At 49.5% G+C, this 20768-nt stretch carries 22 protein-coding genes; 5 read left to right on the forward strand and 17 right to left on the reverse strand.

Going from position 1 to position 20768, the window contains the following annotated elements; all coding sequences use genetic code 11:
* Nucleotides 1-20: 20 nt before the first annotated feature.
* Complete coding sequence (locus ACYVEA_RS26595) at nucleotides 21-857, reverse strand: polysaccharide deacetylase family protein (RefSeq protein WP_461116464.1); 837 nt, start codon at nucleotides 855-857, stop codon at nucleotides 21-23.
* Between the two features lie 84 nt (nucleotides 858-941).
* Nucleotides 942-1931, reverse strand: a complete 990-nt coding sequence (locus ACYVEA_RS26600) for a helix-hairpin-helix domain-containing protein (RefSeq protein WP_461116465.1) — start codon at nucleotides 1929-1931, stop codon at nucleotides 942-944.
* 288 nt (nucleotides 1932-2219) lie between these two features.
* Here ACYVEA_RS26600 and ACYVEA_RS26605 point away from each other — a divergent pair, with 288 nt between their 5' ends.
* Nucleotides 2220-3269 carry a sensor histidine kinase gene (locus ACYVEA_RS26605; RefSeq protein ID WP_461116466.1) on the forward strand — a complete coding sequence of 350 codons (1050 nt, stop codon included), beginning with the start codon at nucleotides 2220-2222 and terminating at the stop codon, nucleotides 3267-3269.
* A gap of 65 nt (nucleotides 3270-3334) precedes the next feature.
* On the opposite strand, the gene ACYVEA_RS26610 is transcribed toward ACYVEA_RS26605, so the two are convergent.
* The 5 genes from ACYVEA_RS26610 to ACYVEA_RS26630 form a co-directional block, all read right to left on the reverse strand.
* Complete coding sequence (locus ACYVEA_RS26610) at nucleotides 3335-3679, reverse strand: carboxymuconolactone decarboxylase family protein (protein ID WP_461116467.1); 345 nt, start codon at nucleotides 3677-3679, stop codon at nucleotides 3335-3337.
* 350 nt (nucleotides 3680-4029) lie between these two features.
* Entirely contained in the window at nucleotides 4030-4590 is a 561-nt protein-coding gene (locus ACYVEA_RS26615) for a hypothetical protein (protein WP_461116468.1), read from the reverse strand.
* 191 nt (nucleotides 4591-4781) lie between these two features.
* The gene (locus tag ACYVEA_RS26620) at nucleotides 4782-6827 is read right to left on the reverse strand and encodes an alpha/beta hydrolase domain-containing protein (protein ID WP_461116469.1); all 2046 of its coding nucleotides are present in this window, start codon (nucleotides 6825-6827) and stop codon (nucleotides 4782-4784) included.
* A gap of 25 nt (nucleotides 6828-6852) precedes the next feature.
* Entirely contained in the window at nucleotides 6853-7590 is a 738-nt protein-coding gene (locus ACYVEA_RS26625; RefSeq protein ID WP_461116470.1) for a hypothetical protein, read from the reverse strand.
* Between the two features lie 34 nt (nucleotides 7591-7624).
* On the reverse strand, nucleotides 7625-8704 hold the full coding sequence (locus ACYVEA_RS26630) for an AMP-binding protein (RefSeq protein ID WP_461116471.1): 1080 nt from the start codon (nucleotides 8702-8704) through the stop codon (nucleotides 7625-7627).
* A 158-nt stretch (nucleotides 8705-8862) separates the two neighbouring features.
* Between ACYVEA_RS26630 and ACYVEA_RS26635 the strand changes: the two genes are divergently transcribed.
* Entirely contained in the window at nucleotides 8863-9297 is a 435-nt protein-coding gene (locus tag ACYVEA_RS26635; protein WP_461116472.1) for a nuclear transport factor 2 family protein, read from the forward strand.
* 3 nt (nucleotides 9298-9300) lie between these two features.
* Here ACYVEA_RS26635 and ACYVEA_RS26640 read toward each other — a convergent pair whose 3' ends face one another.
* Nucleotides 9301-9753: a QcrA and Rieske domain-containing protein gene (locus tag ACYVEA_RS26640; RefSeq protein ID WP_461116473.1), complete on the reverse strand. Its 453-nt coding sequence runs from the start codon at nucleotides 9751-9753 to the stop codon at nucleotides 9301-9303.
* Nucleotides 9754-9873: 120 nt separating this feature from the next.
* Here ACYVEA_RS26640 and ACYVEA_RS26645 point away from each other — a divergent pair, with 120 nt between their 5' ends.
* Nucleotides 9874-10344: a DUF2452 domain-containing protein gene (locus ACYVEA_RS26645; RefSeq protein WP_461116474.1), complete on the forward strand. Its 471-nt coding sequence runs from the start codon at nucleotides 9874-9876 to the stop codon at nucleotides 10342-10344.
* A gap of 50 nt (nucleotides 10345-10394) precedes the next feature.
* Nucleotides 10395-11219 carry a 1,4-dihydroxy-2-naphthoyl-CoA synthase gene (gene menB / locus ACYVEA_RS26650; protein ID WP_461116475.1) on the forward strand — a complete coding sequence of 275 codons (825 nt, stop codon included), beginning with the start codon at nucleotides 10395-10397 and terminating at the stop codon, nucleotides 11217-11219.
* A gap of 62 nt (nucleotides 11220-11281) precedes the next feature.
* On the opposite strand, the gene ACYVEA_RS26655 is transcribed toward menB, so the two are convergent.
* From ACYVEA_RS26655 to sigJ, 3 genes are all read right to left on the reverse strand, one after another.
* The gene (locus ACYVEA_RS26655) at nucleotides 11282-12082 is read right to left on the reverse strand and encodes an SDR family oxidoreductase (RefSeq protein WP_461116476.1); all 801 of its coding nucleotides are present in this window, start codon (nucleotides 12080-12082) and stop codon (nucleotides 11282-11284) included.
* Nucleotides 12083-12102: 20 nt separating this feature from the next.
* Nucleotides 12103-12519 (reverse strand): hypothetical protein, encoded by a 417-nt coding sequence (locus ACYVEA_RS26660; protein ID WP_461116477.1) that lies wholly within the window; start codon nucleotides 12517-12519, stop codon nucleotides 12103-12105.
* 73 nt (nucleotides 12520-12592) lie between these two features.
* Nucleotides 12593-13444 (reverse strand): RNA polymerase sigma factor SigJ, encoded by an 852-nt coding sequence (sigJ, locus tag ACYVEA_RS26665; RefSeq protein WP_461116478.1) that lies wholly within the window; start codon nucleotides 13442-13444, stop codon nucleotides 12593-12595.
* 64 nt (nucleotides 13445-13508) lie between these two features.
* Here sigJ and bla point away from each other — a divergent pair, with 64 nt between their 5' ends.
* Entirely contained in the window at nucleotides 13509-14420 is a 912-nt protein-coding gene (gene bla, locus ACYVEA_RS26670) for a class A beta-lactamase (protein ID WP_461116479.1), read from the forward strand.
* A gap of 1 nt (nucleotide 14421) precedes the next feature.
* Here bla and ACYVEA_RS26675 read toward each other — a convergent pair whose 3' ends face one another.
* The 6 genes from ACYVEA_RS26675 to ACYVEA_RS26700 all read right to left on the reverse strand — a co-directional run bounded on the left by ACYVEA_RS26675 (nucleotide 14422) and on the right by ACYVEA_RS26700 (nucleotide 20744).
* On the reverse strand, nucleotides 14422-14559 hold the full coding sequence (locus ACYVEA_RS26675; protein ID WP_461116480.1) for a hypothetical protein: 138 nt from the start codon (nucleotides 14557-14559) through the stop codon (nucleotides 14422-14424).
* 111 nt (nucleotides 14560-14670) lie between these two features.
* Entirely contained in the window at nucleotides 14671-15081 is a 411-nt protein-coding gene (locus tag ACYVEA_RS26680; RefSeq protein WP_461116481.1) for a putative toxin-antitoxin system toxin component, PIN family, read from the reverse strand.
* Nucleotides 15078-15308: a hypothetical protein gene (locus ACYVEA_RS26685; RefSeq protein ID WP_461116482.1), complete on the reverse strand. Its 231-nt coding sequence runs from the start codon at nucleotides 15306-15308 to the stop codon at nucleotides 15078-15080. Before ACYVEA_RS26685 ends, ACYVEA_RS26680 begins: the two co-directional genes overlap by 4 nt.
* A gap of 404 nt (nucleotides 15309-15712) precedes the next feature.
* A complete protein-coding gene (gene clpB / locus ACYVEA_RS26690; RefSeq protein ID WP_461116483.1) occupies nucleotides 15713-18334 on the reverse strand; it encodes an ATP-dependent chaperone ClpB in 2622 nt (873 codons plus the stop codon).
* Between the two features lie 314 nt (nucleotides 18335-18648).
* Nucleotides 18649-19596 carry a tryptophan-rich sensory protein gene (locus ACYVEA_RS26695; protein ID WP_461116484.1) on the reverse strand — a complete coding sequence of 316 codons (948 nt, stop codon included), beginning with the start codon at nucleotides 19594-19596 and terminating at the stop codon, nucleotides 18649-18651.
* Nucleotides 19597-19667: 71 nt separating this feature from the next.
* The gene (locus ACYVEA_RS26700) at nucleotides 19668-20744 is read right to left on the reverse strand and encodes an SDR family NAD(P)-dependent oxidoreductase (RefSeq protein ID WP_461116485.1); all 1077 of its coding nucleotides are present in this window, start codon (nucleotides 20742-20744) and stop codon (nucleotides 19668-19670) included.
* Nucleotides 20745-20768 lie beyond the last annotated feature (24 nt).

Consider the following 20768-nt stretch of genomic DNA (forward strand, 5'->3'; position numbering starts at 1 on the left):
GTTCACCCGCGCCAGAATCCCTATTTGCGTACGCTCGCTGACGGATGACTCTTTTGCCATTTAGTAACGTAGCGCATGGCCTCCTCAAATGTCGTTACCCAATACGTCTTTTTGTTTTTGGCCAGATGCTCAACAAGCTTTTTATGTTCCGAAGCTGACACGGCAATCCACTGGCTACCAACGCCATGAAACATATAAATGCCTAAGCCTCCTTGCTGTGCGGCTTTCTCCGCATAGGTAATCAGGTCATTGGCGGTGTTGGTAGGTTGCACCGCCCAGGAGGGTACCAGTAGGGAATCCAGGGTAGTGAAATTGGTGACGATCGCATCGGTCGACGATCCGCCCATACGACCATAACTCACCAGCCCCGACTGACGAAGCGTATCGACGTAAGAGACGCCACCGGCTGTTGTTTCGGTACACGGAAAGGCGAATGTGCGTTTGTTCGATTTTCCGTCCAGCAGGTATAACTGCGTGTTCATGGACTGAACTTCTTTCAGAATCCGATCAAATGTGTAATTCTCCAGTGCCCAGGCGGGTTTCCAACCTTTGGCGCCCAGGCAGGGATGAAACAACGTATGGTTCGCCAGTTCGTGTCCGTGTCGGGCGGCTTCCCGCCATTGGTCGGCCATCTGGCTGGTGGCGACAGAATTCAGGAAGAACGTTCCTGGCAGCTTAAGCGACGTAAGTAGAGGAACGGCCTGTTCAAGCTGACTGCTCATGCCATCGTCATAGGTCAGACAAATAGCAGCTTTTGCGCCATTCGGCCACTGGATAGGTTGCGCTGTGCCTGTTAGAGAAAAACAAAACGGAATGAGACCGAAAAGAAGTAGCAGTTGGCGTACGGAAAGTATCATCTGGTTGAATCTACTACGTGATTTTGTGTAAACAAACGTAAGCATACGATCTGCTCAATTTACCGTTACGTTGCTCAATTCACGTTAAAATTCCAGGTACGGCGCAATCTTCTCAATGGTTTTGGCATCCAGAATCCGGATAGGTTTCAATGACTCAACGGAGGTGTAAGCCCCGTGCTGTTCGCGGTACGTAACAATGATCTGCGCCTGTCGACGTGACAGAAACGGGTGACGGTCCAGGTCGTCGGCGCTGGCTGTATTGATCGGAATTTTGCGGACTGAAGACTGGATCTTGCCGAATGTCTGTAATTCGTTGAGCGCGAGTGAATCCAGTCCGTAAATGTCGCGAAATTGATCCGTAGAAACGAAGCCACCCAGGGCATCTCGAAATTTAACAATTCGTCCCGCCAGGGTAGAGCCAATGCCTTTCAGCGCAATCAATTGAGCGGTATCGGCCGTGTTAATATCAAACGGTTGGAGCACTAATTTGGCCGGACGTTCGGCAAAGGCTGGTCGTTCGGTGGGTTTATACGGCTCGTTGTTATAGGATTTCGCATTTCCAAAGCGGTCTTTGCCGAACTGCCCCGATGGGGAAGATGCTTTGAGAGTAATATAGGGCTCAAGCTGCTCGTAGAGATCGGGTGGGAAGTCGTAGATACGAAGCAGATCTTCTTTTGTGCGAAACTGACCGCCTTTGCTGCGGTACTTTTCAATCCGCTCGGCCATCCATTTCGGTAAGCCTAACTGCTGCCAGCCAGCCACACTGATGGTGTTTGGATCAAAATTGAAGAGCTTAGGCTCACTAAACCGTTCAGCGGTCGTTTTTTCCTTATCAGAACGGTCACTAAAGCGGGGTTGTTTGGCTTCTTCGGCCTGCATCAGGGCCACGAGGCTGTCGAGTTTACGCTGGTCGGTAGCCGACGTATCGGTCGGTTTCTGGCTGGCAACGTACCGATACACAAATGGAATGAGCAGACAAAGAAGCGTCAGGAAAATAAGGACGATGAAACCTCTGGATTCTTTTTGGGAAAAGCCAAAATAATCACGAACGAGCGACTGAAACCGATTGAACATAGACGTTAGACGCAGTCTGTATATCGACGTAACTCACTCGGTTCAGTAGTATAATTATAAGCTGCGCTTTTTATGTAGTCCAAGCTTCGCGGGTTTCATCCATATCAGATCAACCGTATACCTCATCGAGCCACCTTTAGATAAGGAATAGTTTGACTATTAAGAGATTATTAGTTAGTTTGCTAAGGTGAAACCCTGGTGCTTACTTCTTTATGTACACCTTTTCTATACGTGTGAAACGGTCCAGTTTGTCGGTTCATTCTCAGTCCATCTTGGTTGTGTTCTGACATGATACGTATCAACGATTCCCGCTTGCGCTGGCTTGGTCCCATCGGCCTGTTTTTGTTCGGGAATGTATTTTTTCGGCTTTCTTTCTGGTTGGAAGCCACGCCAACTGCCCTTGTCCATTCAACGCTGGTTGGACTGGTAGCGGGTATTGTCTTTTGGCAACTGGGCCGTGGGGCTGCCCTCCGGGTGCAGGCCCAGTTGCCGGGTCTGGAACGTACACAGAAGCGGCTGTTTATGTACCTGCTTCTGATGCCCTTACTGGTGAACATGGCCGTTTTCGCCCGATTTGGTCTGCACATGCTACTAGGTTCGCGGGAGTCGTGGTGGCTGGGTTCTGTCGATTACATCACGTCGCTGGGTATCCAGCTGTTTTACTACGTTGTGTATGTCAGCATCTATGAAGGCTGGTACGTATTGCGGCAGTGGCGACAGACGTATCAGGAAAAAGAAGAACTCGTAAAAGCGCAATGGCAGATCCGATTCAATTCACTGAAGAGCCAGGTGAATCCGCATTTTCTGTTCAACTCACTCAATGCGCTGTCGGCACTGATCGAAGAATCACCCCCGCAAGCCAGTCAGTTCGTCGATGAGCTGTCGAAAATGTACCGCTACCTGCTTCAGGCCAACGACCGGGAACTGATTTTGCTTTGCACGGAGCTAAAGTTTATTGAGTCGTATGTGCACCTGCTGCAAACGCGACATGGCGCGGGACTCAGCGTGCAGATGAACGTAGCGGAGAGCTATCTCGCCAGTTCACTGCCCCCCCTGACGCTGCAACTGCTGGTCGAAAACGCCGTCAAGCATAACGTTGTTATGCCCAATCGCCCGCTGCTCATTGAAATCAGTACGACAGAAGCCGGGCAACTGCGGGTACGCAATAACCTCCAGCGTAAAAATGGACGTAGTGTCAGCAATGGTGTTGGTCTGGCTAACATTGCGGCCAAATACCGGATGCTGACCCAAACCGACATACTTGTCCAGGATCAGGACGACCATTTTACCGTATTGCTCCCCTTACTCAACCAGCCGATGGCCGCGGAGCTAAACTAACGGAAAATGCCTGCTTGCTTTCCGCTGATGACCCTATGCCAGAGCAATTATCGAAATAAGCGAATTTAGGGATTTGCCTGACTGGCTTCTTCGAAAAGACGCATAGCCATAAGGCCATTGCCCACCGCACCGCCTGCCCGCAGCGCGGCCGCAATAAAGACCGTTTCGGCGATCTCTTCACGGGTGGCACCCGCCTGAACCGCATTATTAATGTGAGATTCAATACAATAGGCGCATTGAGTTGTCAGAGCAACCGCTACTGACATCAGTTCTCTATACTTGATGGGAATGACGCCATCCTTCCGCTCGGCCGTATGTTTGAGGTTTAGGAAGGCCGCAGCCTCTTTTTTCGCTGAATTAATGAGGCTATCGGTATACGCCCGGTCTTTAGGAGTTTGGTATTCGGTCATAGGAGTAGTTAAACAGGTTCGAGAGCTAAGTTAGAACGTAACGAGTCAAAATACTAACGATGTGTTAGGCACCCACAAGGCGGACTGTATCCATGCTTCTTTACAGGATAATGGTGACAAAGTCTGTAAGTAAATGACGGATCAAAAACCAATTGCCTTTCGCCAATCGACGCGCTGAATTTTATGGTCAGATAAAGGTGGGAGTTGGTGTCGTTTAAAACAACAGGCACTGGCGCGACTGCCGTGTTTATCTAGTTGCTAAGACGAAAGAAAACCTGACGATACGTTGTCTTTTAGTATGAAACGTATACGATACAGCTCTAGCCGCAACTAGTACTTTTGCAAAACATTTACCGTTCCCGGAAAGGAACGCTTATCGTATCCGTTTCTATTTCATTGCTCAGGTTTAACGCTCGATCGCGAATCTGAATGCGGAACTTAACAGGATAATTTTTGAACTGTGTGCCGTACAGGTAGATCTGCTCTAATTCCAGATCACCTTCTATGGGCCCTTTTTTACCTTCCCGGCTTAATTGAGGAAAAAACAAGGTATTGGCTTCACCAGGGGGTACTTCTTTATATTGGTTATTTTCAAGGCGATACGTAATGATTTTGTAGTTTCCCCAACCACCCGCTTGTTTATAACGAATCGAATCATTCGGATCAATTGGTATATTATCGCCCAGATCGCCATCCCCGTCTTTGAAGCCAATCGTGATAACCAGGGAGTCTCGCTTTTGCTGACCCACACCGGTTCCCGCTTCAAGCACATATCGGCTAAAACCTTTGAAACTGATTTGCGGAGTGTTTGGGTAGTTGGGCTCATTAAAACAGCCTGAAGCACTTAAACAGGTGAGCAGAATCATTCCGTAAGAAAGCACTGGCAATCCTGGTAGGCGTCCCGTTTTCATAAGCTTACAAACGATGGATGTATAATTGAATCTTTAGATCCTGGTTGCCATGCTGACGCACGAAATATCTCCGGTCGAAGGTATAGACTCAGGCTCGCTACGATGGGTTGTAACCGGTAAACGAAAGAAGTAGTAATTGTTATATAATCATTGGTAAACCGTCTTGAAACTGGTTTACGATCTGACCCGGCTTATCTTAATACGTTGCTTTCTTCGGCAGATTTGATGTATTGCTGAATATCGGCAGTTAACAGAAAGCGTTGTTTTTCCAGCGTATGCGCCCATTTTCGAACGGCGTCAACGTATTCAGCGTGGGTGTGATATCGTTCCTGTAACGAAAGCCGGGGGTCTCCCGCTGAGACGCGCTCGGCTTGCGTTACCTTGAACGGGATCATTTGTCCTGCGCCTTCACACCCGTCATTTTCGCCGAAGTTTGCGCTACGTAATGCCCAGCCCGTTGTCGTGGCGGTGGGTACGGCAACGGGTGGTAAGCGAATACCAGCAACCTCATTGCCGTCTTTATCCACTTTAGAAACAAAGTTCATGTAAGTCGGGCGCCCCGCTACGTCGCGTGGAAACGTAGTGAGAATTCCCTGTTGGATTGATGGACCGAAATCGAGCACATACCGCGTAGTGATCAGACCAGTATAGACAACACCGGGAATGCTGGGCCAGCCAAGGGCCGCCTGCGGAACTACGCCTGTTTGAGAGCCAGGCTGAGGAATGGCCAACGCGGCCATACCAGTTGACCGTCGGGGAACTTCGCTTTTTGGTGGGGGTGTCCCTTTGGTAACCCAGTCGTCCAGTGCGAGAAAAAGGGCACGCAGGACCGGTTCGGCATTAGTCGGATTCTGAAGTTGTTGACAAAGGCCCCGACTGTTCCCGTTCCCCGTGCCATGTTGCGCACCAGATACGAGAAAAAACCGAACATTATCAGGGTCTGGCAAGTCGTTTCCTCTCGTGTCGGTATGCAGCAGCGAAGCAGCTTTTACCCAATACTCGTTCGCCGAATTGATCTCGAACACCTTGGGACACGTATTGGTGGCCGTGCATTGAGCCAGACGGCCCGCCGTTTTGCCGGTGAGTGAATCGGTCATAACGGGATAGGCGAACGGGAAAACGCCTTCGGGGTATAAATGATTTTGCCGGTTACGCTCGGTTCTGGAAGGCTGGGCAAAGCGGATATTCAAGCCAATGCCGCTGCCGCCCCCCATCCAGTTTTCGATGCCGTCGAGGACGCGCCGTTTCTGCTCATCGGCGTTGAAACCCAGCGTTTGAAAGTCATTTACGTAACGAGCCGGTTGGGACAGCGAATACGAAAACGTGTGTTTTACATCACCTGCCAGCGGGTTAGGATTGCCAAAATCGTCGGCGGTGGCGTAGCGTAAAAATGACACAAAATCACGGGTGGCGGCAAAGCCTATTCCAGCCACCATTGGATCGCGGGCTGTATAGGAGAACTCATAAATGGAACTTTGCCGGAAGGGGGTTCCAGCGGGCAGCAATCGAATCGTTCGATCGTTAACGTATTCCCACTCACTGGCCGGAACAATTTTGGCGGAATCCTGTAAATGTTCCCGCACCGTAAGTGTTGCCTGGTTTTTGATCAGGGTCGCTGCCGGATAAGCCAGCGCATACGTTTCCGACGTAGCATTATCGTAGACAATGTATTCGTAAGAGGGCCCCGTAATCGTTGAGCCATCCGTATTCTTCGCGATGGGAACGCTGAGGGTCAGGTTGTTATTGCTCGATGAGGCTGAGGGGTCCCACCCATTCCAGGCCATTGTATAGCCCAGATTCATCAGAAAACCCTCGCCAGCCTGAGCCGCTGTGGTGGGATCGTTGCCACCCGTGCTGTTATTGAATCCACCGAAAAGCTTGCCACCCCGATTGTTTATTTCCAGAAACAGCTTGTGATTACCCTGACTTAGGTTCATGGGCTTCAGGATATAAATATCCATCGAATACTCGACCAGCCCTCTGGCATTCCGTGGGGCAAGGGCGATGTCGGTGATGAGTGCGTTTTGCGGACTGGCCGGATCAAGCTCGCCATAAGCTTTGCCCCGGAGCTTTTCATAAGCGCCCACACGCCCAAACACCTTACCCTCAAATGTAGGGGATTGACGACTGGTGATCTCAATCCGAATGATACGTGCCTGAGTCGTCAGAGTTGCCGCGACTAGCAGCAACATCATAAGGAAACGTACTACGAATGGCTGCAAACCAACACGGTTCATGGTTGAAAAGAGGGGAGGTATATGGCTACTGGAGACTCTTCAGCGTTTTGGTCAGGTCTTTAAACGGACTGACATCATACCATTCGTCGGTGCCAAGGTTCAGCCACTGCCCATCACGTTGCGGACGCTTTAACTGGGCGTCATCGGGGTCATAATCATGGTTGTAGACAGCACTCATTACGTGTTGCAGGGTCGACCAGGGAAGTGTTTTCGTTTGTTCACTCCGATTCTGAATACTCACCAATGTGACGCTACGTTTCGCAAAGGAGGCCGTTAACCGTAGTTCGGTGATGCCCTGTTGCCCGGCAAAATTCAGGTACGTCAGTTCAAAAGGACGTTCCCGACCAATGCCTTCATAAGCCGCCTGAATGAGTTCCTGGATAACGTACTGCCAGTCGTCGGTCTTCGCTGGTTTGCCCTGCTTACGGCCATCGGCTTCAAGGGTCATGTCCCAAAAGTCATCGTCCTCATCCAGCTCATCTTCATTGAGCGGTTGCAAACGGGTTTTATTGACCAGGTTCACTACGGTCTCCAGCCACGGTTTGGGTAACTGCCCCGCCCAGGTAAAATCATCATCGCGGGTGTATCCTTCGGCAATTAATTCATCATCGTCGATGTCGTCGCGGTCGGGATACGTAATGGCGAGGTCAACCTGAATGGCAGTATGGGCGACAGGTGTAAGCGACAGGGTGTAAAAATAAGCGTAAGGTGCGGGCAGCGACCGGGCGGTCTGATAGCGAATATGGAGATTTTTGAACGACATGCTTTTTTGTCAATAGGACAGCGGTGGGGTAAAGTTAGGATATTCGCGCTATTGTCGCTTTCTGATCAACTTTGCCGGTGGGCGTTTCGGCAAACCGATCAACGACGAATACGTCTTTCGGTACCGAATAGGGGCCTAGTGTTTCCCGAGTAACTTGCTGAACCCGTGCCCACAATTGCGGCTGGAACGTAGCGTTTTCGACAATAACGACGATCCGTTGTCCCAGTCGTTCGTCGGGCAGACCGGCTACAAAAAAACGGCGTGTCGCTGAACCGTCCAATTCTATGAAGTGGGCCATAACCTGCTGAATAACCTGTTCAACTTGCTCAGGCTGGACTTTAACGCCCCCACTATTAATGGTTCGGTCGGCCCGGCCCAGTAATCTGAAATGCGTTGGATCGACTAGCTCGACGATGTCGTTGGTCTGAATACGGTCAAAGTTCGTCGCGGCCGATGTGATGTGCAGACACCCCCGGTCGTCGATTCCAAGAGCAACGCCATCAAGGGCCGTAAATACGTCTGTTGCTTCCGGGCCATTCAATCGACGTAGGGCAATGTGGGACACGGTTTCGGTCATGCCGTAAGTAGCATAAACCGGACTTGTTATGACCTGTAACGCTTTTTCAAGTGACTGGCTTGTAGCCGCTCCACCTACCAGAATAGCTTTCATTCCGTTTAGAATGGCCAGTTTGTCAGCACTGGCACTTTCCAGAATTGTTTGTACTTGCAAGGGTACAAGCGCAGTGAATGCAAAGGACGTAGTGGCCGGATCGAGCGTGGTCAATGGGTTGCCGGATGGTTCCAGGATGGTCATGGGTAGCCCTAGTTCCAGCCCACGGACCAGCATCATTACGCCCGCAACGTAGTGAATATTCAGACAGACGAGTGCGTCATCGCCAGCCTTCAGTCCCAGGGTTTTACCCGTCAAATGAGCGCTGGCCCGCATTTGTGTTCGGGTGAGATGGATGGGTTTGGGCGTGCCAGTTGAACCGGATGTATGGAGTGTAAACGCGGGTTGATCACTAAGCCAGGCCTTGCAAAATGCCAGCGTATCCGCTTCATAAGGCGTTTGGGGGACTGGCCAGCGATCAGGCGCCGTGGGATCGAGAATCACAGAATGATAAAATTTAGTTTGGCTGCCAGACGGCGAACGTAAGTAGCTGAGCAAATTTAGTAGCTTTATCCAGTGGTTGATTAACTGCCACAGCCGGACTGATCGAGCTGATGTAGTCGCTGCGAAATCGTACAAACCTTTTATTAACCTTACCAATTATGTTTAAAAAAACCATTCTCTTCGCTTTTTTGATCGCAGGTAGTTTGCTAGCCACAGATGGGGTTGCCCAATCGAATGAACAGGCGGTTAGCCAGGCGGTCGATAAACTTCGCGCACTGATGATCGACCCAACTAAGGGAGGGCTGGAAGCGCTGGCTGCCGATGCGCTGACCTATGGTCATTCAAATGGCAAAATGGAAGACAAGAAAGCGTTTGTAGACGCCCTGGTTAGTGGCGAATCCGACTTCAAAACAATTGACCTGACGGAGCAAACGATCACTGTTATTGATAATACGGCCATTGTCCGCCATAAACTGTCAGCTATTACCGCCAATTCAGGTACACCCGGAACGGCAAAACTAGCTGTGTTGCTGGTGTGGATTAAACAGAATAAAGACTGGAAACTGCTGGCGCGACAGGCCGTAAAAATTTAGTTATTAGGTATGAACCCGGATCGTACCCGCAGCCGTATCTGACTCAACGATGTACTGTGTCAGCGGCTGTGTGGCCGGTCCAAAAAGTACCTTTCCCGTAGGATCGAAGCGCGATAAATGAAGCGGGCAATAGAACTGATTATCGTTGGCTCTATAGATTAATTGCGTCCCCTCGTGCGTGCAGTTTGCCGACACGGCTATAAACTGACCGGCTTTCGTTTGCGCAACAATCACATTGTTCCTAACTACATAGCCGCCCTTCACCGTTAAATTTTCGTTTCCCTTATCACTTAGGCTTAGTATAAAGTCAACTTTCTGATTTGGATCAGGCGTCGGATCACCGCCAGCCTTATCCCCACAGCCTGCTGCGCAGTTTGTCAGGAGAATGGCGCCAATGCTCGTACCGACAATTCGAAAAAACTCGTGTCGGTCCATTGAGGGAAAGATGGTTTCCATGTCTGTTCGTTGTAATTTTGCAAAATGAGCGTCGCTACGGCGATGTAAATATGCGTTATTTTTTGTCATTCCACGACAGCGAACAAAAGTGTTCGCCGGGCAGTTTCCCAACAAATTATTATGGAAGAAGCGAAGGTATTTATCAATCCGATCTCGCCGGACAAAGTGGCCGAATCACCTGGTCTGCTGGCGTATGCCCACACGGCGGGTAGTGCTGTGATCCGGCCCGAAGACAAGGGCAAGATTACCGGGAGGGCCGTTGCGGCCATGCGTGAACAGACGGATATGCAACTTAGCCAGTTGTATAAACAAATGCAGTTGCTGGCCGAACAGGCAACCGCCATTCGTAATCGGGTCGAGATTTCGGAGCGCATTTATTCGGCCCAGATGAGCTTCGAGCCCGTTGTTGGCCACACCTATCACTTTTATCAACGCAAGAATGGTACCGATCTTCTTTCCATGATTGGGCCAAATGAATGGGGCCGCAAGTTCCCGTTTGAGCGCTGCCTCGCCACCGTCCGCATGATGGCCGACCATACATGGGATGTACATTATCACGAAACCACTTATGGAATGATGAATGAAGAGTGATAAATACCTATTAGTGTTCATCACTCTTCATTCATCATTCATCATTACCTATGCAAAGCAATTACCCCTGGGAACCAATCAAAGAATATGAGGAGATTCTGTTCAGCTATTTCGACGGAATCGCCAAAATCAGTATCAACCGTCCGCACAAACGTAATGCCTTTACGCCCCTGACCGTCCGGGAAATGTCGGAAGCCATGGAGCTGGCCCGGCAGGACGAACGGGTCGGTGTTATCATCCTGACAGGTGAAGGGGGCGAAGCCTTTTGTTCTGGAGGGGATCAATCGGTACGGGGACATGGCGGCTACGTGGGCGAGGACAAAGTGCCGCGCCTGAACGTACTGGACTTACAAATGCAAATTCGTCGTATTCCCAAGCCTGTCATTGCGATGGTGGCGGGTTATGCCATTGGTGGCGGGCACGTACTGCACGTCGTGTGTGACCTGAGCATTGCGGCTGAGAATGCCCGTTTCGGGCAAACGGGCCCTAAGGTTGGCTCGTTCGATGGCGGATTCGGTGCGTCCTATCTGGCGCGGGTAGTCGGTCAAAAGAAGGCCCGGGAAATCTGGTTACTTTGCGATCAATATGATGCGCAGGAGGCCCTGGACATGGGCCTGGTGAATAAAGTCGTGCCACTCGACCAGCTTGAAGAAGTAACGATTGCCTGGTGCCGGAAAATATTGGACAAAAGTCCTCTTGCGCTACGTATGCTCAAAGCGTCGTTCAATGCAGAGCTTGACGGTCAGGCGGGTATTCAGCAACTGGCAGGCGACGCTACGTTGTTGTACTATTTATCGGAAGAAGCTAAAGAAGGTAAAGATGCTTTTCTGGAAAAGCGAAAACCCGATTTCAGCAAGTTTCCGAGGTTTCCTTAACAAAAAGGTCCGGCTGAAAAGTCGGACCTTTTTGTTGGAATATAGCTCAAACGATCTGACTATCAGGAGCCATAGTGTTCAGCCAGATAATCGTTCCAGGTTTTTGAGCCGATTGCTTTTTCCGGACACGTAGCGTTTCCCTGAGCAATGGCATTCATCAGCGAGCCAAGTATAGGAATCGATACTATTGGTTTGGTAATTCGCCGGTACTGCATCCAGATTTTGGCCAGTGTTCCTAACTCATAGACCTGCGGACCACCCAGATTAAGAATTGTATTCTGGTTGCCAGCCTCGGCTAACTCATACAATCTCTTTACAACGGCATCCAGATGGATGGGTTGAAGTCGTAGTTTCTTTGGTACAAACCCAATTGGCAAACTTAGCAGCTTACGCAGACCAAACTCAACGAAGTCATGGAATTGGGTAGCCCGCAAAATGGTATAGGGCACCTGACTTTCACGAATCAAGGCTTCGGTGTCGAGCTTGGCCCTGTAATAACTGAAAGGAATTTTATCGATGCCAACAATTGAGATATGGATAAGGTGCTTTACGTCCGACTGCCTGACTGCTTTCAGCAGATTGCGGGTAATAGCAACCTCGAAAGGTCCCTGACCAATTTTCCCCTGCCCACTGGCTAAATGCAAAACCGTGTCGACACCAATGAGCGACGCCTGTAGCCCTTCGCCAGTAATCAGATCAACCGGTTGCCAGGGTATATCGGTTGACTGATTGACTTTGCTATAGGCATCGGTTTTGATTTGATGACGACTACCTGTCAGGAAGTCAACCTTATTTTTCTGTAACTCATTGACGACGGCCGAGCCTAACACGCCCGAACCGCCGATGACTAAGACTTTGTTCATTGGTGTAATACATTTGGTACTTAATTGGAACTGGGTTGGTACAGTAATAAGGGAATGAGCAGCAGCACGGCGAGGAATAAAGTCACTACGTTCCCTACCTGATCAATGAATGGAAGCATGTGTAAGTGCGTCAGATGATACAACAGGTGGGGTATGTTGAATGTCAGCAGGCAGATGGCCGTAGCCCGAGCCGATACCAGACGCGGAGCTAGCAGGGCTAGAAAACTGAGGACGGAAAGGGCCAGAAAGAAGCCGCCGACATCCTGAATCAGGTGTTGATTATAAGGACCATCTATGGCTACCCAAACCCGGCCAAAGCCCGGAAAGGAATCATAGAAACTCTGGGGCCTGAATAGCGCCCATACGCCTGGAAAAGCATTGGTTAATCCGAAATAGAGAAGGGTGATCTGTACCCAGCGAATGGTTTTGTCCTGCATGAAATTTTACGTTTTCTCGAAATTTCATGCAAGACAAACAACTCTACCCTTTTGTGACAGCCCTCCTTAAAATTTATTGCAGATGGGCCAGTTTGTCGGGGTTGCGGATGATGTAAATTCCACTAATACCTAGGTCGTCAAACTCCAGCACCATAACGGTATCGAGCAATTGGGTATCTCGTTGGGTGAGAAATAAAGCTGGTTCACCATTAACCATCGCTGCCCGGACGCTCTGAGTCTGGCCTTGTTTTTTGTCCAGGCCCCGCAGGAATTTCTCAATAACCACCCGACCAAACAACGGATTAACGGCTGCCGATACGTTGCCACCGCCGTCGGAGTAAAGCGCTACGTCTGTTTTAAGCAACTGAATCAATGTGTCAATGTTCCCTGTTTCGCTGGCCCTGGCAAAAGCCTCCATAAGTGCCTGCTGCTGTTGAGGATCAAGCGTAAACCGGCGGTTTGTACCTGAAATCTTTTCTTTGGCTCGTCGGTAGAGCTGGCGACCGTTGGCTTCAGTGGTGTCGAAGAGTTTGGCTAATTCGGAGTAGCCGAAGTCAAAACTTTCTTTGAGCACAAAAACAGCCCGCTCCATGGGCGAGAGTTTTTCCAGCACAAGCATAAGGCCATAGGAAATATCCAGTTTGGCATCGCTGGTGTGGTGAGTTGACAAAACCGGTTCCGGCAGCCAGATACCTTTGTAGGCTTCCCGCTGTCGTTTCACCTGCGCCAGATGATTCAGGGAGGAGTTTATTACGCTCTTGGCCAGGTAAGCTTTGTTGTCCTGAATATCGTCCGACGAGCGACTCATCCATTTCAGTAGCGCTTCCTGAACGATGTCTTCACTAACCATCACCTCACCTGTCATTCGATACGCGATCGAAAATAGTGTGGGTCGATACGTAGTGATAACGTCGGACTGGGTCATGGATGGAAATGCTTTTGTGACTGTACTATTAAACGATAATTTCGTGCTAAATAATCCATTCTCCATGTTCAAATGCTTCCTGCTTCCTGTTGCGCTGCTTTTTTCGGCTTCGCTGTATGCTCAATCCCATATAAATCAATCAACTACGCCTGCCGGAGACGTAAGTCTTCGCAATCAGATCCAGCAAATTGCCCAGACAGCGCAGGGACGCGTGGGCGTAGCGGCTATAAAGATCGAAACCGGTCAGTCGATTGAGCTGCGTGGCGACGAGCAGTTTCCGATGCAGAGCGTATATAAATTCCCGATTGGCATGACCACCTTGCATCTGGTGGATCAGGGGAAACTAAAGCTCGATCAGGCCGTTCATGTTGATCCAGCCGAGTACGTATCAGCACGGCAGCACAGTCCGCTTCGGGACAAAAATCCAAAAGGTGCCGATGTAACGGTAGGCGAATTATTACAATATGCTGTGTCGGAAAGTGACGGTTCGGCGAGCGACGTACTCATGCGACTGGTTGGCGGGCCGAAGGTAATAATGGATTATCTGAGATCATTCGGCGTAATAGGTATTGTCGTCGCCAATACGGAGAAAGAGATTGGCAGCGATAATGCCGTGCAGTATCGAAACTGGGCTAAGCCAAACGAGATCGTAGAGCTGCTGAAAGCTGTGCAGGATGGTCTGGGCTTATCGGCTTCCAGTCGGGCACTTTTGTTACGTCTGATGACTGACACCGAAACTGGATTACACCGATTGAAAGGGCAGTTGCCAGCCGGAACGGTAGTGGCGCACAAGACCGGAACATCCTGGACGATCGGTGGGGTAACAACTGCGACCAATGATGTTGGCCTGGTTACCTTGCCAAACGGGCAACACATGGCCATTGCCGTATTTGTTTCAGATGCAAAAGCCGATAGTGACACCCGCGAAGCGGCAATTGCCAGGATTACAAAGGCGATTTGGGATACCTGGAAATGAGCTATTTCGGCGATCGACTTATCCACTTCAGTATCATTTCCTGAACGATTTTCTCACCAACCATCACCTCGCCCGTCACACGATAGATGATCAAAAATAACGTGGGTCGATACGTAGTGATAGTGTCGGCAGGAGTCATAGTCGCGTCTTATTTTGGATGCAATACTACTAGAGGGCCGCTAGAATTTCGTGGACAGGGAGGGTGCAATGATGATAGGCTGTTTAATAGACCTGCCTTATAACTCTTTTGTCAACTAGCGGCCAGTAGTATCAAAAAATCATCCGGACTTAGAACACCAATTGCTGGAAACGGATGAGATTTTACTACGTCGAAATGATGGTCGTAAGTGATAATGTAATCGGCCCCCGCCATCAGTCCTGCATCAACGAACTTATTATCGTCAGGGTCAACCTCAATAATTCCCCATGTAAAGGGCGTGTCAACACGAACTACGCCAGGGAGTTTTGTTAAGAATTCCAGAAAGTTATTTGAGACAATTGTGTTTGTCTTACGGGATAAAATTTCCTGATATTCAAGCAGAATGGCTGTGCTAATAACTAAGTCAAACTTTCTTAAAACTAGGGCTGTAATAATGTCTCTGAAACGTGATACTTTGGGAAGTGCCGCGAGCAGTACGTTTGTATCAATCACAATCCTCATGTCTGGGGCTTGTATGGAGTACGTTCATGCCCTTTAGCCCACTCTTCAATAGTGTTTGTATCCCAGCTATTTGCTTGCCAAAGTTGATCCATTTCAGCATCTACTTTATCTAAAAAGTATTGAGATAACAACTGCCTAATTTCAACTAATTGCTCATCCGGCAGTGCATATGAAAATGTTTGAAGCAACTCCAATTGGAGATTAGTCAGTTTTGCAGTGACAGGCATAATACACGATTTTGTTAAGTGAAGATAACGTTTTTTTTGTGACTGACGATTCAACAAAAAAGCCCGGCTACTTTGTAGTACTTCGGTTCGTACTTATCGACTTAACCTGCATTATGAAGCCTGTTTATTGTGATAGGCTTCAACTTCACGAAAGGCTTCGTTAAATGGTACAGTCTTGCCCGCTTTTTTTGTAAGCCGTAATATCGGTTAACTCTTCCGCGTCAGCCAATAGCTTTTCGTACTATTTAATAGGTACTTGAACATATAATGGCTTGCCGTAACTGTCGGTTACGTATTGAACGTTTAGCATAGACGTAACCGTTTGTATTGACAAATATATGCAGCTAAGATACAAAAAAAAGCCCGGCCACTTCGCAGCAGCCAGGCTTTCCAAAATCTATTAATTACATCTCGATTTCAGCATCCAGATTCGTGAAAGCGATCTCGCCCTCGTTGTTCAATTCCATCAGGACGACAGAATCTTTCTTGACCTCGTTGGCCAGAATGGCTTTCGACAGTTCGTTGAGCACCCGACGTTGCAGCACGCGTTTCAGCGGGCGGGCACCAAAGATGGGATCGAATCCTTCTTCGCCGAGTTTGGTCAGCGCTTCGTCCGTAGCGTCGAGCTGGATACCGTTTTCGGCCAGTCGCTGCTTGATCTGGCGGAACTGAATGTCCACAATCTTGCGGATGTTAGCCTGCGTCAGCGGCTCGAACATTACGATCTCGTCAATCCGGTTCAGGAACTCGGGACGTATCGTTTGTCGTAGCAACTCCAGTACCGCCGACTTGGCTTCTTCCAGCACCAGCGAGTGGTTCCAGCCTTCGTCTTCGGCAAATTTCTCCTGAATCAGGTGACTGCCGATGTTCGACGTCATAATGATGATCGTGTTCTTGAAGTTCGCTACCCGACCTTTGTTGTCGGTCAGGCGACCTTCGTCGAGCACCTGCAACAGAATGTTCCAGACATCGGGGTGCGCTTTTTCGATCTCGTCAAGTAACACGACTGAGTAAGGTTTGCGACGTACCGCTTCGGTCAATTGACCACCTTCGTCGTAACCAACGTATCCCGGAGGGGCACCAATCAACCGGCTAACGGCGTGGCGTTCCTGATATTCCGACATGTCGATACGAACCAGCGCATTCTCGTCATTGAACAGATATTCAGCCAGCGTCCGGGCCACTTCGGTTTTACCAACACCCGTAGTGCCAAGGAAGATGAACGAACCAATAGGTCGCTTGGGGTCCTGCATACCAGCCCGGCTCCGACGTACGGCATCCGCCACTACGCCAATGGCTTCGGCTTGTCCGGCTACCCGTTTGCCAAGTTCTTTCTCCAGATTGAGCAGTTTCTCCCGATCGCTTTGCAGCATTTTCGAAACTGGAATTCCCGTCCATTTGGCCACTACTTCGGCAATGTCTTCAGCAGTAACCTCCTCCTGCATCATCCGATCCGCCGAGTCTTTATCAGCGCCTTCTTTAACGAGCGAGTTCAGTTTCGTTTCGATCTCGGGAATACGGCCGTAGCGAATTTCGGCGACTTTACCGTAGTCACCCGCCCGTTCGGCCTGTTCGGCTTCCAGACGCAATTTGTCAAGTTGTTCTTTCAGGGTTCGGCCTTCATTGACCGATGCTTTTTCACCTTCCCATTTGGCTTTCAGATCATTACGCTGTTCGCTCAAGTCCTCGATCTGGCGACTCAGAAACGTTTCTTTTTCTCGATCGTTTTCCCGCCGAATGGCTTCCCGTTCAATTTCCAACTGCATGATACGTCGGTTCAGTTCATCGAGTTCTTCGGGAACCGAATCCATTTCCAGACGTAATTTGGCGGCTGCTTCGTCCATCAGGTCGATGGCTTTGTCAGGCAGGAAACGGTCGGTGATATAGCGCGTTGAGAGTTCAACCGCGGCAATCACCGCATCGTCTTTGATCCGAACACCGTGGTGCAGTTCGTATTTTTCCTTGATACCGCGCAGAATCGAAATGGCATCGGGCATATCCGGTTCATCAACCATAACAGCCTGAAACCGGCGTTCGAGCGCTTTATCTTTCTCAATATATTTCTGGTACTCCTTCAACGTAGTCGCACCAATCGTATGCAGTTCACCACGAGACAGGGCTGGTTTCAGCAAGTTGGCCGCATCCATAGCGCCTTCACCACCGGCACCCGCACCGATAAGCGTGTGAATCTCGTCGATAAACAAAATAATCTGACCATCGGAATCCGTCACTTCCTTGATAACGGCTTTCAAACGTTCCTCAAACTCGCCTTTATACTTGGCACCTGCAATCAGCAGACCCATGTCGAGCGAGACGATGGTTTTGGTTTTCAGGTTTTCGGGAACATCGCCCGACACGATACGTTGGGCAAGTCCTTCAACAATGGCGGTTTTACCCACGCCTGGCTCACCAAGCAAAATCGGGTTGTTCTTCGTACGGCGGCTCAGAATTTGCAGTACCCGCCGAATTTCTTCATCACGGCCAATCACCGGGTCTATCTTGCCGGTGCGTGCCCGTTCGTTCAGGTTAACGCTGAACCGTTCCAGGGATTGATATTTAGCTTCTGCGTTTTGGTCTTTCACCGAATTTCCTTTTCTAAGTTCGTTGATAGCCGCTTTCGTCTGTTTCTCGTTGAAACCGGCATCTTTCAATAACGTTGCAATTTGGTCTTTACCGCCCATAAGTCCCAGCAGCATCAGCTCGACACTCACAAATTCGTCGCCAAACTCTTTGGTGTAGTTGCTGGCTTTGGCCAGGGCTGCGGCTGTATCATTACTGAGGTAAACGCTGCCGTTACCTCCTGAAATCTTTGGATACGTAGTCAGAATGGCCTGTAAGGCGCCACTTGTATTCTGTAAGTTGATGCCAAGTTTTTTTACAATGAAACCAATTACGTTTTCATCTTCCGACAGAATGGCCTGAAGCAGGTGACCTGTTTCAATGGCTTGTTGGCCGTTACCCAGCGCAATCTCCGACGCTTTCTGAACGACCTCCTGTGCTTTTACGGTGTAATTCTTAAAGTCCATGACAGTGAAGGCTTCGTGTTTTTTATTGTATACCTATCCTGTAACAAATCACGGACCGAGCTGTTTTTTCGGTCATTTTGGCGTATAAATAGCGATTTTGGCCTTTATCAACGACAAAATGTCGTTGATACGAAGCATAAACTATACGAAGTTATGTACGCCGTAGTCGTGTCCTGTCAATAGAAACAAGTAGCATTGTGGCTAGTGTCCAGCTTTGTCAGGAGAGTTATTGACAGACCAAGCCTACAGCATTTTGTAATAACATGGTTTGTTTACTAACAAAAAAGCCGCCTTTCACAAGGCGGCTTTCGCGTTTAATCTAATTCGACTATTACCGGCTTCATGCGCTCTCGGGCAATTTCAGCCTGATGGGGTTCCTGAGTTTCGACTGATCCGGCCAGCACTTCCGCTTCGGCATCGTGAATCATTGGGCGGTCGTATGCATGGAATTTGCCTTTAGGGAGCCAGTAGGCTAACAGGCCGACATACGCAACGGCCAGCAAAGCAGCCGTCCAGCCAACAATGGGTTTCTTTTCCCATTGCCGGGTCGCAATGCCCCCAAACCCAGCGACAAATGGAACCATGTACCAGGGGTCGTTCAACTGCCGGGCGATTAGGTAACCAGCACCTGCTGTGGCACTCAGGAGGCCCGCCGATATCGGCTCATCGCGCTCTTCGTCCGGTTCCCAGGCATTCAGGGTTAATAAGGTATTTGGGGTGCCGACGACCGTAGCGACCGTAAGCCATCCGGCATACAAACTCACGGGAATGCGCAAGTATTTTTCGGGAACTGGTACGTCGGTTTTGCCGATTTCCAGACTCTGATGCAACGCCAGTGCCGCGGGCAGGCTAAACTTGGTGGTTAGATCAGAAATGATAATACTCTGTGGATCGTTCTGCGAGAAAAACCGGCCGAAAATGGCGTTGAGCGTCCAACTGGTCCACCACCAGGGCTGGGCTTTCTGATAGCGCGGATTGTATTCTTCCGACGGAAGGGCCTGATGTATGAGTAGGGCACCTAAACCGGAATAAATCGTTGACCAGACAGCCCCGAACGCCCAGCCTGCCGGAACAATCATATTTTTCTCAAATACCTCTTCGTATTCAACCGGTACGTCATATTCATACTCCGACCCTTCGTGATCGGCTTCGTGACGTTTTTTGCTTTGCTGTCTTGATTGACTGCTGGATACGGTTGTGTAAATAATACTACCGACGGCAAAAACCGCCGTAGCAATGCGCCAAAACGATGAGTTTTTCATGCTGGGTTGAGTGTTATTTTGAACCTTCAAGTTGGGCCACCGAAGTGGCCCGAGACCTAGTTGATTTGGTATTAAACCGCCAGGTCTTCTTCTACTTCCTCTTCCTTAACGGCAAGCTTTCCCGCTTTTTCCTTTGTAGTCTGATAAGCATCCACAACCGTCTCAACCACTTTATCGACTACGGATGACAACGTATCCGACAACGAGTTACTAGCCGAACGGGCTTTGTAGCGGTAACGGGCTTTCTGAAAATCGCTGGTGTTTTTGTAGCCGATCGTCAGGGCAATACCAGCAATCACTGCGATACCGATACCAATGCCCCAGGCCAGCGAAATAGTTGGTTCTTCTTCGTCTGGCTTTTGCGACATTTTATCGCGCATCACAGCTGCCAGCGTTTCCTGAGGAGCCACATATGACAACACTTCGTACGATTTGTTTTTCAAACCGCCCGGCACGACTTTGGATTTTCTGGCCATCAAAGCATCATATCCGTCTTTGGCTACCATAACCGGGTCCTGTAACTCGTCCGTCACCTTTGTATTCTCCGCACCCGCTTTGTTGAAAAAGTCGGTATCGGTGGCGTTTGGCAAAAGGGCTGTGATGGATACGTTCGTGTCTTTCAACTCGTTAACGAGCGACTGCGTGAAGTTATAAACGTAGGCCTTAGTGCCCGCGTAAACAGCCATCAGCGGAGTCGGTGTGATGGATAGCAACGAAGCCAGGTTCAGGATTTTTCCTTCATCACGAGCCAGCATATCGTATAAAAACAGCTTCGTCATTTGGGTCAGCGTCAGTACGTTGAGGTGAATCATCGACTTCTCGCGTTCCCAATCGGTGTCGGTTGCAAACAGACCATAAAGGCCTACCCCCGCGTCGTTGACCAGCACATTGACCGTAATATTTTTGGCCTTCACCTGATTATATACATCCTGAGCGGCATCCTCTTCAGCCAGGTTTTTATTAATGACCGTAACGTTCTCGGTGCCATAATTGCTCTTGAATACATCGGCGAGCCGGTCGAGTTTTTCTTCACTACGTCCAACCAGCACTAGGTTGTAGCCATCCTGAGCAAATAATTTGGCAAGCTCCTGACCGATGCCGCTGGAGGCCCCCGTAATCAGGGCAGTTTTTCCTGTTTCTGAATTCATAATCTGAATGGTTAGTTCGTAAAA

The organism is Spirosoma jeollabukense (genome assembly GCF_054777855.1).

Bases quoted from the DNA above. Each gene is read 5' to 3' on its own strand.
- ACYVEA_RS26595 (WP_461116464.1), bottom strand. From the start codon at position 857: ATGATACTTTCCGTACGCCAACTGCTACTTCTTTTCGGTCTCATTCCG.
- ACYVEA_RS26600 (WP_461116465.1), bottom strand. From the start codon at position 1,931: ATGTTCAATCGGTTTCAGTCGCTCGTTCGTGATTATTTTGGCTTTTCC.
- ACYVEA_RS26605 (WP_461116466.1), top strand. From the start codon at position 2,220: ATGATACGTATCAACGATTCCCGCTTGCGCTGGCTTGGTCCCATCGGC.
- ACYVEA_RS26610 (WP_461116467.1), bottom strand. From the start codon at position 3,679: ATGACCGAATACCAAACTCCTAAAGACCGGGCGTATACCGATAGCCTC.
- ACYVEA_RS26615 (WP_461116468.1), bottom strand. From the start codon at position 4,590: ATGAAAACGGGACGCCTACCAGGATTGCCAGTGCTTTCTTACGGAATG.
- ACYVEA_RS26620 (WP_461116469.1), bottom strand. From the start codon at position 6,827: ATGAACCGTGTTGGTTTGCAGCCATTCGTAGTACGTTTCCTTATGATG.
- ACYVEA_RS26625 (WP_461116470.1), bottom strand. From the start codon at position 7,590: ATGTCGTTCAAAAATCTCCATATTCGCTATCAGACCGCCCGGTCGCTG.
- ACYVEA_RS26635 (WP_461116472.1), top strand. From the start codon at position 8,863: ATGTTTAAAAAAACCATTCTCTTCGCTTTTTTGATCGCAGGTAGTTTG.
- ACYVEA_RS26640 (WP_461116473.1), bottom strand. From the start codon at position 9,753: ATGGAAACCATCTTTCCCTCAATGGACCGACACGAGTTTTTTCGAATT.
- ACYVEA_RS26645 (WP_461116474.1), top strand. From the start codon at position 9,874: ATGGAAGAAGCGAAGGTATTTATCAATCCGATCTCGCCGGACAAAGTG.
- menB (WP_461116475.1), top strand. From the start codon at position 10,395: ATGCAAAGCAATTACCCCTGGGAACCAATCAAAGAATATGAGGAGATT.
- ACYVEA_RS26655 (WP_461116476.1), bottom strand. From the start codon at position 12,082: ATGAACAAAGTCTTAGTCATCGGCGGTTCGGGCGTGTTAGGCTCGGCC.
- ACYVEA_RS26660 (WP_461116477.1), bottom strand. From the start codon at position 12,519: ATGCAGGACAAAACCATTCGCTGGGTACAGATCACCCTTCTCTATTTC.
- sigJ (WP_461116478.1), bottom strand. From the start codon at position 13,444: ATGACCCAGTCCGACGTTATCACTACGTATCGACCCACACTATTTTCG.
- bla (WP_461116479.1), top strand. From the start codon at position 13,509: ATGTTCAAATGCTTCCTGCTTCCTGTTGCGCTGCTTTTTTCGGCTTCG.
- ACYVEA_RS26675 (WP_461116480.1), bottom strand. From the start codon at position 14,559: ATGACTCCTGCCGACACTATCACTACGTATCGACCCACGTTATTTTTG.
- ACYVEA_RS26680 (WP_461116481.1), bottom strand. From the start codon at position 15,081: ATGAGGATTGTGATTGATACAAACGTACTGCTCGCGGCACTTCCCAAA.
- ACYVEA_RS26685 (WP_461116482.1), bottom strand. From the start codon at position 15,308: ATGCCTGTCACTGCAAAACTGACTAATCTCCAATTGGAGTTGCTTCAA.
- clpB (WP_461116483.1), bottom strand. From the start codon at position 18,334: ATGGACTTTAAGAATTACACCGTAAAAGCACAGGAGGTCGTTCAGAAA.
- ACYVEA_RS26695 (WP_461116484.1), bottom strand. From the start codon at position 19,596: ATGAAAAACTCATCGTTTTGGCGCATTGCTACGGCGGTTTTTGCCGTC.
- ACYVEA_RS26700 (WP_461116485.1), bottom strand. From the start codon at position 20,744: ATGAATTCAGAAACAGGAAAAACTGCCCTGATTACGGGGGCCTCCAGC.